Raw genomic sequence first — 11,806 nt, 5'->3', positions numbered from 1 at the left:
GAACCCGGAATCCAGCCACATGGTCCGAGCGCATAGCTGGATTCCGGGTCCGGCGCTCCGCGCCGTCCCGGAATGACCGCCAACGGACTGACCTGATCCACCCTCATTCGCCGCGTCCGCGGAACCGGCGCTGATAGTCGACGCTGTAGAGGGCGCTCTCGCGCGCCAACTCGCCCCCCAGCGCCGCGCCGACCAGAACCAGGGCGGTGCGCTCCATCGGGCTTTCGGCGGCCAGCGCCTGGATCGTGGACAACGTGCCGCGAAGAATGCGCTCGTCGGGCCAGCTCGCCCGGTAGACGATCGCCACGGGGCAGTCTTCGCCGTAGAACGGCATCAGTTCGGCGACCAGCGTGTCCAGCACGTGGATGGACAGATGAATCGCGAGCGTCGCCCGCGTTGCTGCGAAGGCGGCGAGGGTCTCGGTCTCCGGCATCGCCGAGGCGCGGCCCGAGGTGCGGGTCAGCACGACGGATTGGGCCACCTCGGGCAACGTCAGCTCGCGACCGAGCGCGGCGGCCGCCGCCGCGAAGGACGGCACGCCGGGCGTGACGGTGTACGGAATACCGAGCGCGTCGAGCCGGCGGAGCTGCTCGCCGAGCGCGCTCCACACCGACAGGTCGCCCGAATGGAGCCGCGCCACATCGTGCCCCGTTTGCGTCGCCCTCACGACCTCGGCCACGATCTCGTCGAGCGAAAGCGGCGCGGTGTCGACCACGCGGGCGCCGGGCGGGCAGTGGTCGAGCAGCGCCTTGGGCACCAGCGAGCCCGCATAGAGGCACACCGGGCAACGCCCGAGCAGGTCGCGGCCCCGCACCGTGATGAGATCCGGCGCGCCCGGGCCGGCGCCGATGAAGTGAACCGTCACGGGCCGTCTCCGATCGCGAGCGCACACGTCGCCGTCGCGGTGGCGACGCGTGGGCCGAGCAGCCTCGCGTTCCGCCCGGCCGCGACCAGCGCGGCCGCCTCGGCGACCGACGGCAGACCAACCGCGGCCGCGACCATTTCGGACCGCGTGATCGTCCGGTCGCCGACGCGATCGAGATCGGCCCGCGGACAGACCACCAGCGGTACCCCGAGGGTTTGCGCCGCCGAACGGACGCCCGCCTCCCCGGCCTTGAAGTCCGCCGTGGCGACGGCGTCGATACCGGCCAGCGTCACACCGGCCGCATCCACGGCGCGTCGCATCGCCACGAGGATCTCGTCGGCCGACGCGTCGCGCCGACATCCCAGGCCGGCGACCATCACGGCTTCCTCGCGCGCCATTGGGTGACCGGCATGGCGGGCCGCCAGCCCGTCATGGTGCCGACCGGCTCTGCCCGCGACACCTGCAGGCGCAGCAGCTCACCGCCGTATCGCGCATGCAGCCCGAACAGCCGCGCCTCGGTCTCCAGTGCGACGGCATTCACGACCAGCCGGCCCCCCGGCTTCAGCGCCGACCAGACGGCCTCGAACACGCCGTCGTCCGAGAAGCCGCCGCCGACGAACACCGCGTCGGGCGGCGGCAGATCCTTCAGCGCCTCGGGTGCACGGCCTTCGACGATGCGCAGGTCCGGCGTGCCGAGGGCGGCGGCGTTGCGGGCCGCGCGGGCGGCGCGCTCCGGCCGCTCCTCGATGCCGATGGCCTTCATGGCGGGATGGCGCAGCAACCACTCGATCGCCACCGAGCCGGCCCCGAGGCCGACGTCCCACAACAGCTCGCCCTGCCGCGGCGCCAGCGCCGACAGAGTCACGGCGCGGATCTCGCGCTTGGTGAGCTGGCCATCGTTCTCGAACAGCGCATCGTCGAGCCCGGGCGCGAGCGGCACCACGGCCGCGTCCGGCGCCGCCACCACCTCGAGCCCGATCAGGTTGAGCGGATCGATGTCATGGACCGCGAACTCCCGGGCGAGGACGTGGCGAATGCGCTCGCGCGGGCCGCCGAGCGCCTCCAGCACGTGGAGCCGACTGTCGCCCATGCCGCGCGCGACCAGCAGATCCGCGAGCTTCTTCGGCGTCGTCTCGTCCCACGACAGCGCGAGAATTCGCACGCCCGGCTGGAGATGACGGACGATGGTCTCCAGCGGCCGGCCGTGCAGCGTGACCGGCGTGAGATCGGGGAGCGACCAGGCGAGCCGCGAGGCGCCGAGACTGAAGCTCGACGGCTGCGGCAGGCTCAGGATCTCCTCCGGCGCCACGATGGCGGCCAGCATGCGCCCGACGCCGTAGTGGAACGGGTCGCCGCTCGCCAGCACCACGACGCGCCGGCCGCGATGCGCCAGGATCTCGGGAAAGGCCTGCGTCATCGGCCGCGGCCAGGCGAGGCTGCAGCCTCGCACCAGGTCACCGACGAGGGCGAGATGGCGCTCCCCGCCGACCACCAGCTCGGCAGACCGCACCAGCGCCTTCGCTGTCTCGGTCAATCCGACAGGCCCGTCCTCGCCGATACCGACCAGCACCAGCCATCGGGATGGCCGTGCCGCCGTCTCGCCCCGCATCGGTTCCGTGTCCACGATCGTCATGGGCCCGACCATAGCAGAGTCCGACCGCCCGCCCCGACGGCACTCATCGCAGCCGCACCGGGCAGCCGGCCACCATCAGCCAGGCCTCGGTCGCGGCCGCCGCGGTCCGTTGACCCAGGAAGCCGGCGAGATCGCGGAAGCGGCGGAGCGACGGCTCCGCCGGCACCGGGCTCCAGCCGATCTCGTCGCCGATCACCACGACGGGGTACGACGCCGCCCGAAAGGTCTCGAGCTCGCGGCTCCACTCGTCCAGCGCCGCCTCGTCCCGCTCGAACCGGTCGGCGAGCCACAGGATCAGGCTGTCGATCACCACCCCGGTCGGCGGCGGATCGAGCGCGGCGAGCGCGGCCGAGACCGTCGCCGGGGCCTCGAGGGTGCGCCAGGCGGCCGGACGCTCGGACTGGTGGCGGCGCACCCGCTCGGCCATCTCGGCGTCGTCCGGGTCGCGCCGATAGGTGGCGACGAACACCACCCCGTCGCCCCAGGCGGTCGCAATTTCGACGGCGCGGCGGCTCTTGCCGCTGCGCACCGGCCCGGTGAGAAAGATCAGATCGCCCATATCCCCGATCGCCTGCTCCGAACCGCCGTACCGTCGGGCCGCCCGGCGCTCCGACGGCGCCGTTGATGCCCGAAGGCCGGGCCAGGATGCAAGGCTTCGTCCGGCCCGCGCGTTGACAGGGCCGCATGGCGGTTCCTATGAGGGCGCGCGCCGCTGCTGGGGAATCATGAGCTTGGAGACCGTCACTCGGGTCGACGTGCTGGTCGCAGGCGGCGCTGTGGCGGGACTGTGCGCCGCGATCGCGGCCCGCCGGCGCGGCGTGAGCGTACGACTCGTCGAGGCGGCGCCGCGAGAGATGCGCGGCGGCAACACGCGCCACGCTCGAAACTTCCGGATCGCCCATGACGGCCCGGCCCGCTACGTCCCGGACGGCTATCGCGAGGACGAGTTCCTGGCCGACCTGCTGCGGGTGACCGAGGGCGACACCGACGAGCCGCTCGCCCGTTGCCTGATCCGTGGCTCCGCCGGGATCGCCCCCTGGCTCGCCGACAATGGCGTCGTGCTGCAGGCACTCGATCGCGGCGTGCTGCCCTATTCGCGGCGAACCGCATTCCTCGCCGGCGGCGGCAAGGCGATGATCAACGCGCTCTATGCGACGGCGGAAAGCCTCGGTGTTTCCGTATCCTACGAGGCAGAGCTCACAAGTCTGCGGTTCGGTCCCTATGGCTGCACGGCCGAGATCGTCAGGGCCGGGGCGCCCGAGTGCGTGAACAGCAAGGCCGTGGTGGTGGCGACCGGCGGGCATCAGGCCGACCTCCGCCGGCTGCGGACCGACTTCGGCGAGGCCGGCGACCGCATGGTGGTGCGCGGTACCCCCTACGCGACCGGCCACGGCATCGACCTCCTCGTCGATGCCGGCGCGATGCCGGTCGGCGATCCGAGGAGCGCCCATCTGGTCGCCGTCGATGCGCGGGGGCCGCGCTTCGACGGCGGGATCGTCACGCGGATCACCGGCATCCCCTATGGCATCGTGGTCGACCGTACCGGCCGGCGGCTCGCCGACGAGCGCGCCGACATGCGCCGAACCCATTACGCCCAATGGGGCCCACGCATCGCCGCCTGCCCGGGCGCGATCGCCTATCTGATCCTCGACCAGGACGGGCTGCGCCGCACCAGCCCGACCGCGCTGTCGCCCGTGACGGCGCCGACGCTCGCCGAGCTCGCCCGCCGGCTGGAGATCGACCCGGCCGCACTCGACGCGACCGTGCAGGACTTCAACCGCGCCGCGACGGAACGCGAGCCGGCGACGCGGCCGATCAAGATCGCGCCGCTCGCCGCATGGCCGCTGTTGCCCGGCCTGACCTTCACGCATTTCGGCGTCGCCGTGGATCTCCGGATGCACGTGGTGCTGCGCAACGGCCGGCCGATCGAGAACGTCTTCATCGCCGGCACCGCGATGGCGGCCAATGTGCTGCGCCGCGGCTACCTCGCGGGCCTCGGGGTCACGCTCGCCGCCGTCTCGGGCCGGATCGCCGGCGAGGAGGCCGCCCGTGCCGCGGCGTGAGATCATCGAGGAGGCGGAGCGCGTCCTGCAGCTGTGCAGCGCCTGCATGTATTGCGACGCCTACTGCGCCGTGTTCCCGGCGATCGCCGGCAAGGCGACCTTCCCGATCGCCGACGTCGCCCATATCGCCAATCTCTGCCACGGCTGCCGCGGCTGCTGGTACGCCTGCCAATACGCGCCGCCGCATCCCTTCGCCGTGAACCTGCCGCAAGCGCTCGCGGCGGCCCGCCGGCTCTCCTGCGCCGAGGTCGCGCGGCCGCGCTGGCTGGCGAGCGGCTTCGCCCGAAACGGGTTCACCGTGGCGGCCGTGGTCGGCGGCGTGACGGTGCTGGCGCTGGCCGCGGTTCTGCTCACCGTGCCGTACGACACACTGTTCGCGGTCCACCGCGGCGCCGGCGCCTTCTACCGCGTGGTGCCCTGGGGCGTGATGAGCGCCGTCGCCGGCCTGTCGTTCCTGTGGGCCGTCGCGGCGATCTCCGCCTCGACGCTCGCCTTCTGGCGGAGCATCGCACCGAAGACGTCCCGCAAGGCGATGCGGCGGGCTCTCGGGCCGGCGCTGCGCGCCGTGGTCACGCTGGAGAATCTCGGCGGCGACGGCCACGGCTGCAACGACGTCGGCGAGAGGCTTTCGGACGAGAAGCGGATCGCGCACCATGTGCTGGTCGCCGGCTTCGGCCTGACGATCGTCTCGACGCTGTCGGCCGCGGTCTGGCACCACGTCGCTGGCGCGCGGGCACCCTACGCCGTCGTCAGCCTGCCGGTGCTCGCCGGGCTGGTGGGCGGCGTGCTGATGCTGCTCGGAACTGCCGGCTTGGCGGCCATCGAGGCCCGGGCCGACCGCGCCCCGGCCGATCCGACGGAGGTCCGGCTCAACCGTGTGTTCCTCGCCTTGCTCGCGCTCGTATCGGCCAGCGGCCTCGCCGTGCTGGCGCTGCGCGAGACCATGCTGATGGGCATTACGCTCACGCTGCATCTCGGGCTGGTCACCGGCTTCTTCCTGGTGCTGCCGGCGAGCAAGATGGTGCACGCGCCCTACCGGGCGGCGGCGTTGTGGCGCGCCGCCCTCGATCGTATCGCCTCACCGCCCCGCCGCAGCGGCGGCGAATGAGGCGCAGGCGGCTTCGAGCCGCCGCCACCCCGGCTCGTCGCCCGGCAGCCCGAAGCGGTAGCGATTCGGCGTATGGGCGAAGCCGCGCACCAAGAGTCCCGCACGGGCGAAGCGGTCGACGAGGTCGACACCCGCCGGCCCCTCGGCCAGCACGAACAGGTCGGTGCCGCCCAGGACCGTCAGTCCGGCACCCACCAGGAGCGCGTCGAGCCGCCGGCGGTCGGCCGCGAGGCGGGCCCGCATGGCCGCGATCCAGCCGGCGTCGGACAGCGCCGCCGCCGCGATGGCGCAGGCCGGTCCCGACACCGGCCAGTCACCGAGCCGGCGCCGCCACGGCATGGCGGCACGCTCGGGCACGGCGACGAAGCCCACCCGCAGGCCCGCCAGGCCGAAAAATTTCCCCAGCGACCGCAGCACCACGACGCCGTCCGGCAGGGACGGCAAGGCGAGCAGCGTGTGCTCCGGCGTGACGTCGGCGAAGGCCTCGTCGACCACCAGCCTCCGTCCCGCCGCGCTCCAGCGCGCGGCGAAGTCGAGGAGCGCGGGCCGCGGCACCAGGGCGCCGTCCGGATTGTTGGGGTTGACCAGCACGACGACGTCGAGGTCGCGGGCCGCCGGGTCGGGGAGATCCGCGAGCGGCCTCACCTCGGCCCCGGCGTCCTCCCAGGCGGCGGCGTGCGACGAGTAGGTGCGTCCGACGACGCCGACCCGCGCCTTGGCCCCGAGCACGAGCGGAAGCAGCCGGATCGCCATCTCGCTGCCCGGCACCGGCAACAGCGCCGTGCCGGCCGGCCGGCCGTAAGCCGCCGCCGCGGCGTCGGCGAGCCGGGCGGTGTCGCGCCCGAGCGGCAGGCGGCGGTAGAGGTCCGGATCGACGGCCGGGATCGGATAGGCATAGGGGCTGACGCCCGTGGAGAGATCGACCCACGGCTGCGGCGCCTCCGGATAGAGCCGCTCGGCCTCGTCGATTCGCCCGCCGTGCCCGCGCAGGATCGCGTCGTCGCGCATCCGCATGTCTGTTCCCCCGCCCCGATTGTCGGTCCGCCGCCCGTCAGAACGCATCGAGCGTGGACGAACGCAAGGCCCAGCGCCGGCCATCGTGCCTGAGGTCGACCAGCGCGAGCGGACCGGCATCGACCTGCCAGAACGACGACGGCGGCGCCGCGAGGACGTGCACGACCGCGGCCCGGACCACTGCCGGGTGGGTGACGGCCAGCAGCTTTCGCGCCGACATGCGGGCATCCAGCCAGGCGCCGACACGGGCCAGCAGCGCCCGCAGCGATTCGCCGCCTTCGGGTGCGGCGTCGGGACCGGATCGCCAGGCGGCGAAGAGATCCGGCGCGGCCGTCGCGATCTCGGCCAGCACGCGCCCGCGCCAAGCCCCCACCGACCAGTCGTCGAGCTCGGCCGAGGGCGTCGCCGCAAGGCCGAGGGCTTCGGCGGTGTCCAGACAGCGTCGCTCGCGCCCGCTGACCACCGCATCGACCCGCGGCAGGCGTGCGGCGAGCACCGCCCCGTTCGACAGCGCATCCGGCTCGATCGCCTCGTCGTCCGGGAAGCGACCGGCCCGCATCGCAGCGGTCGCGGCATGGCAGAGAAGGATCACGCGAGCCGTCATGAGTGCAGAGCCGGGTTCCGTTGACTTGCCCCGGTACGGGGTTCATCATCTCGTTCTGTCAGAGACGGGAAGCCGGTGGAAGCCCGGCACGGTCGCGCCACTGTGAGCGGTCCAGGACAAGGATCGCGAGTCAGACCCCGCACTCGGACACAGCACTCGAACGGGACGCGTCATCCCAGAGGAGAGATCATGTCCGACATCGCGATGTTGTCCGGCACGGGCGTTCCGCCCGCGGCCCTTCCGGTCATTCCGCTGCGCGAGATCGCGCCGTGGGCCGTGTTCGCGTCGCTCCTGGCGCTCCTGGCCGTGTGGTTCGTCGGCGCCGAGCAAGGCGCCGTCGCCATGATCGACGGCAACGCGATCCACGAGTTCGTGCACGACGCCCGGCACCTGCTCGGCTTCCCCTGCCACTGACCCTTTCGGCAACGCCATGGTGCGGACCCTCCTGATGCGGGGGATGCTGTCCGGCGTCCTCGCGGCCGTCGTGGCATTCGCGGTCGCTTATCTGATCGGCGAGCCGCCGCTCGAGCGCGCGATCGGCTTCGAGGCGCATGCCGGACATGCGGCGGGTGCAGCCGCTGCCGCGAGCGAGACGGCCGAGATCGTGTCGCGCGCCGTGCAGAGCACGCTCGGCCTGCTGACCGGTCTCGTGGTGCTGGGCGCGGCCGTCGGCGGCATCTTCGGCCTCACCTTCGCGGTCGCGCAGGGCCGCCTCGGCCGCAACGGCCCGCGCGCGACGGCGGCATGGCTCGCAGCCGCCGGCTTCGTCGTGCTCGTGCTGGTGCCGCAGCTCAAATACCCGGCCGGACCGCCGGCGGTCGGCAGCGCCGAGACGATCGGGGCCCGCACGGTGCTGTATTTCCTCATGCTCGGCTTCTCCGTGCTGGTCGCCGTCGCGGCCCTCGACCTGGGACGTCGGCTGGCAGCCCGGCTCGGATCGTGGAACGCGACGCTGACCGGCCTGTTCGCCTATGCGGCGGTGATGACGGCGGTGATGCATGTGCTGCCCTCGCTCGACGAGGTGCCGGACGCGTTTCCGGCGGCCGTCCTGTGGGAGTTCCGCTTCGCCTCGCTGGCGACGCAGGCCGCCCTGTGGGCCGCGCTCGGCCTCGCCTTCGGCGCCCTGACGCAGCGCAGCCTGGAGCGCCGGCCGGTCCGGTGAGGCGAACGTGATGCGCCGACGTCCCGGCCCGCTGCTCATCGTCACCTTCGCCCTGGCGATGCTGACCACCGCGCCCGCGGATGCGCATCGGGCCGCCACCAGCCGCACCGACGGGATCCGGATCGAGCCGCTGTCGCACGGCCAGATGGCCGTGATCGACGCGAACCGCGCCGCCGTGCTGGCGCTCGCCGAGCGGGCCCGCGGTGACGAGACCCATCGCCGCCTGCTGAACTACGGCAAGCTGCAGTTTGCGTTCTGCCTGTGGGGCGTGATGCCCGGCACGCTCGACGACGAGACGAGCCCGTTCAACGGCTGCGCCCACGCCTACCTTGCCGCGACCCGCACGCTGCTGACCCACATGCGGGAGCGGCCGGACGCGGACCCCGCGGTGGCCGCATTGGCCGCCAAGGTCGACCACGAGCTGCTGCTGGAAGGAACGCTCGCCCTGTGCCTGTACAGCGGCGAGCCCTACAACACGGCCGATCTGGTTCTTCCGGAATGGACCGCGGTGCCGAACCATCCCCCGACCGTGCTGGCCGCGGCCGGCGCATTCGGCGTGATGGCGGGCGGCGGCTATCTCGCGACGCGCCGGCGTCGCGCCCACGCGGCCGCCGGTTATCGCGCGATCGCCAGCATCGTATCGACGTCGACATGCTGCTCGAGGTGCGCCGCGAGCGCATCGAGCGTCTCGTCGACCATCGCCTCGTACACCAGACCGCCGACCGCCGGCGGTACGCCGAGGCGCGACAGCCAGGCGGCGCGCTGGCGGTCGTTCGAGAAGAAACCGTGCACGTAGCAGCCGGCGACGCGACCGTCCGGCGAGACGGCGCCGTCGTCGCGCCCGCCCTCGGCATCGTCGAGCCGCACCAGCGGCCGCGTCGTGCCGGCTCCCTCCGTTCGCCCCATATGCATCTCGTAGCCGGCGAGCGGCACGCCGTCGGCGACCGTCCGCCCGGTCACGGCGACCAGCGACTTGTCGCCCGCCAGTGTCGTGATCACGTCGAGCAGCCCCAGCCCCGGCGCGGTGCCGGGCGGACCCTCGACACCGTCCGGGTCGGCGACGGCGCGGCCGAGCATCTGATAGCCGCCGCACAGGCCCAGCACGCGCCCGCCCCGCCGCACATGGGCGAGGATGTCGGCGTCCCAGCCGGCCGCGCGCAGCGCCGCGAGATCCCGGATCGTGGTCTTGGATCCCGGAAGGATCACCAAATCGGTGTCGGCGGGCAACGGCTCGCCGTTCTTCAGGAGGACGAGATCGACGGAGGGCTCGAGCCGCAGCGGATCGAGATCGTCGAAATTGGAGATCGACGGCAGCACCGGCACGGCGATGCGGATCTTCGCTCCCGCCTTGCGGGCCGACGCGGCCGTGCCGGCGTCGAGCCCGAATATGTCCTCGGCCGGGAGGCGGTGCGCATCGCGGAAATGCGGCACCAGGCCGACCGCCGCCCAGCCGGTGCGCTCGGCGATGAAGGTCATGCCGGTCGCGAACAGGGCCGGATCGCCCCGCATCTTGTTGACCAGGAAGGCCCGGATCAGCGCCGCGTCGTCCGCTTCGACCACCGCCGCCGTCCCGCACAGGCTGGCGATCACGCCGCCACGGTCGATGTCGCCGATCAGCACCACTGGCACCTCGGCGGCGCGCGCGAATCCCATGTTGGCGATGTCGTTCGCCCGCAGATTCACCTCGGACGCCGAGCCGGCACCCTCGACCAGGACGATCTCGGCCTCGCGGCGCAGCCGTGAAAAGCTGTCGAGCACGTGCGGCATCAGCGCCGCCTTGCGGGACTGGTACTCTTTCGCGCGCGCATTGCCGAACACCCTGCCCTGCACGACGATCTGGGCGCCGATCTCGCTCTGCGGCTTCAGCAGAACCGGATTCATGTGGACCGAGGGCGGAACGCGTGCGGCGCGGGCCTGGAGCGCCTGGGCGCGGCCGATCTCTCCGCCGTCCCCCGTGACGGCGGCGTTGTTGGACATGTTCTGCGGCTTGAACGGCCGCACCGCGACGCCGCGATTGGCCAGCAGGCGGCACAGCCCGGCGACGATCAGCGACTTGCCGACGTCCGAGCCGGTGCCCTGGAACATGAGAGCGCGCGCGGTCATCGGCTGCCCGGACGTCAATACTCGATCCCGGCCTGGGTCTTCACGCCGGCCTTGAAGTGGTGCTTGACCATCGTCATGTCGGTGACGAGGTCGGCGGCCTCCACCAGCGCCGGCTTGGCATTGCGGCCGGTGACCACGACGTGCAGGCCGTCCCGTCGCGCGGCGAGCCGGGCGACCACCTCGTCCAGCGGCAGATACTCGTAGCGCAGGGCGATGTTCAGCTCGTCGAGAATCACCAGGCCGACGGTCTCGTCCGCCATCAAGGCCTGAGCCGTCTCCCAGGCGCCCTGGCAGGCGGCCATGTCGCGCGCCTTGTCCTGCGTCACCCAAGTGAAGCCTTCGCCCGCCGTGTGCCACACGACGCGGTCGCCGAAAACCTCCAGCGCGGTCTTTTCTCCGGTCGGCCGGCTCTTGATGAACTGCACGACGCCGACCCGCCCGCCGTGCCCGAGCACCCGGAGCGCGAGACCAAAGGCCGCCGTCGACTTGCCCTTGCCGGTGCCGGTGTGGACGAGGAGCAGGCCCTTCTCGACCGTCTTGGACGCGACCTCGGCGTCCTGCATCGCCCTGCGCTTTTCCATCTTGGCGCGATGGCGCTCGGCGTCGTCGCTCTCGGTACCGCTCATCTGGGCCTCACTCGGTCGAGCCGGACAGGATCACAGGCCGTCGTCCTCGGCAACCGCCGGATTGACAGGGCCGCACTTCCCCCGCACAGATCCGGGGCCGACGGTGTCGTGCCTTTCGGGATGTCTCCTCACCGGGACGTCCTCCGGGCGGGACAAGAGGGAATACCGGAGGCGGTGGTTCGGTTTGCCCGGACCGGCGCCAGGCCGGAGCTGCCCCCGCAACTGTGAGCGGCGAGTCTGCATCGAGGCCACTGGGGCGATTCTCCCGGGAAGGCGGTGCAGGCAGCGACCCGCGAGCCAGGAGACCTGCCGTCGCCTGCTATTGACGCCGTTCCGGGCGGGGTGTTCCGGAGCGAGAGTCGGCCGATCGGAGTGCAGGTCCGCTCGCCGCACGTTACGGGGGACGCAATGCGTCGCCCGTCCGTCGACGAGCCATGCATGGACACTGCTCCTGCCGACGTTCCTGATGATCCGAGCCCGCGGTCCCCGGACGCGCCTTCTCCGCCTGCGGCGCACGGGGCGACGCTGGTCGTCTGCGTCACCTGCCGGCTGAGCGCCGACGAGGAGGTGCGCGCCGGCCGCCGCCTGTTCGACGCACTGGTGGATGCCGGACGGCGCGGCGCCGCGC

Annotated in this window: 13 protein-coding genes and 2 riboswitches; of the genes, 5 read left to right on the top strand and 8 right to left on the bottom strand. The window is 72.6% G+C overall.

Going from position 1 to position 11,806, the window contains the following annotated elements; translation table 11 throughout:
- Window positions 1–103: 103 nt before the first annotated feature.
- Genes cobM through CH341_RS08715 form a run of 4 tightly spaced genes read right to left on the bottom strand, consistent with a single transcriptional unit; the run spans window position 104 to window position 3,057 of the window.
- Window positions 104–865 carry a precorrin-4 C(11)-methyltransferase gene (gene cobM, locus CH341_RS08730; protein WP_111418649.1) on the bottom strand — a complete coding sequence of 254 codons (762 nt, stop codon included), beginning with the start codon at window positions 863–865 and terminating at the stop codon, window positions 104–106.
- Complete coding sequence (locus CH341_RS08725; protein ID WP_245430953.1) at window positions 862–1,242, bottom strand: cobalamin biosynthesis protein; 381 nt, start codon at window positions 1,240–1,242, stop codon at window positions 862–864. The genes cobM and CH341_RS08725 overlap by 4 nt, the downstream gene beginning before the upstream one ends.
- On the bottom strand, window positions 1,242–2,498 hold the full coding sequence (cbiE, locus tag CH341_RS08720) for a precorrin-6y C5,15-methyltransferase (decarboxylating) subunit CbiE (RefSeq protein ID WP_245430952.1): 1,257 nt from the start codon (window positions 2,496–2,498) through the stop codon (window positions 1,242–1,244). The genes CH341_RS08725 and cbiE overlap by 1 nt, the downstream gene beginning before the upstream one ends.
- 43 nt (window positions 2,499–2,541) lie before the next feature.
- Window positions 2,542–3,057, bottom strand: a complete 516-nt coding sequence (locus CH341_RS08715) for a bifunctional adenosylcobinamide kinase/adenosylcobinamide-phosphate guanylyltransferase (RefSeq protein WP_111418647.1) — start codon at window positions 3,055–3,057, stop codon at window positions 2,542–2,544.
- A 172-nt stretch (window positions 3,058–3,229) separates the two neighbouring features.
- Here CH341_RS08715 and tcuA point away from each other — a divergent pair, with 172 nt between their 5' ends.
- Both tcuA and tcuB read left to right on the top strand, forming a co-directional pair.
- Entirely contained in the window at window positions 3,230–4,561 is a 1,332-nt protein-coding gene (gene tcuA, locus CH341_RS08710; protein ID WP_245430951.1) for an FAD-dependent tricarballylate dehydrogenase TcuA, read from the top strand.
- Complete coding sequence (tcuB, locus tag CH341_RS08705) at window positions 4,548–5,669, top strand: tricarballylate utilization 4Fe-4S protein TcuB (RefSeq protein WP_245430950.1); 1,122 nt, start codon at window positions 4,548–4,550, stop codon at window positions 5,667–5,669. Before tcuA ends, tcuB begins: the two co-directional genes overlap by 14 nt.
- Here the strand turns inward: tcuB and cobD are convergent.
- A complete protein-coding gene (gene cobD, locus CH341_RS08700) occupies window positions 5,640–6,683 on the bottom strand; it encodes a threonine-phosphate decarboxylase CobD (RefSeq protein ID WP_245430949.1) in 1,044 nt (347 codons plus the stop codon). The two genes, tcuB and cobD, sit on opposite strands and share 30 nt — an antisense overlap.
- Window positions 6,684–6,720: 37 nt before the next feature.
- Window positions 6,721–7,287, bottom strand: a complete 567-nt coding sequence (locus tag CH341_RS08695; RefSeq protein WP_111418644.1) for a histidine phosphatase family protein — start codon at window positions 7,285–7,287, stop codon at window positions 6,721–6,723.
- Between the two features lie 19 nt (window positions 7,288–7,306).
- Window positions 7,307–7,443, top strand: a riboswitch (cobalamin riboswitch).
- A gap of 51 nt (window positions 7,444–7,494) precedes the next feature.
- Between CH341_RS08695 and CH341_RS08690 the strand changes: the two genes are divergently transcribed.
- Both CH341_RS08690 and CH341_RS08685 read left to right on the top strand, forming a co-directional pair.
- On the top strand, window positions 7,495–7,701 hold the full coding sequence (locus CH341_RS08690; RefSeq protein WP_111418667.1) for a CbtB domain-containing protein: 207 nt from the start codon (window positions 7,495–7,497) through the stop codon (window positions 7,699–7,701).
- Between the two features lie 16 nt (window positions 7,702–7,717).
- Complete coding sequence (locus CH341_RS08685) at window positions 7,718–8,449, top strand: CbtA family protein (RefSeq protein WP_111418643.1); 732 nt, start codon at window positions 7,718–7,720, stop codon at window positions 8,447–8,449.
- A gap of 615 nt (window positions 8,450–9,064) precedes the next feature.
- Here CH341_RS08685 and CH341_RS08680 read toward each other — a convergent pair.
- Window positions 9,065–10,552: a cobyric acid synthase gene (locus CH341_RS08680; protein WP_111418642.1), complete on the bottom strand. Its 1,488-nt coding sequence runs from the start codon at window positions 10,550–10,552 to the stop codon at window positions 9,065–9,067.
- 14 nt (window positions 10,553–10,566) lie between these two features.
- Window positions 10,567–11,178 carry a cob(I)yrinic acid a,c-diamide adenosyltransferase gene (cobO, locus tag CH341_RS08675; protein WP_111418641.1) on the bottom strand — a complete coding sequence of 204 codons (612 nt, stop codon included), beginning with the start codon at window positions 11,176–11,178 and terminating at the stop codon, window positions 10,567–10,569.
- 120 nt (window positions 11,179–11,298) lie between these two features.
- A riboswitch (cobalamin riboswitch) is annotated at window positions 11,299–11,505 on the top strand.
- A 111-nt stretch (window positions 11,506–11,616) separates the two neighbouring features.
- Between cobO and CH341_RS35180 the strand changes: the two genes are divergently transcribed.
- On the top strand, window positions 11,617–11,806 hold a 190-nt coding region (locus tag CH341_RS35180; RefSeq protein WP_210208217.1), incomplete at its 3' end, for a thioredoxin domain-containing protein.

Source organism: Rhodoplanes roseus (genome assembly GCF_003258865.1).
In the GTDB taxonomy this organism is placed as follows: Bacteria; Pseudomonadota; Alphaproteobacteria; order Rhizobiales; family Xanthobacteraceae; genus Rhodoplanes; species Rhodoplanes roseus.
Note: the sequence above shows the minus strand (reverse complement) of the source record. Positions and strands in the feature narration are given on the sequence as shown.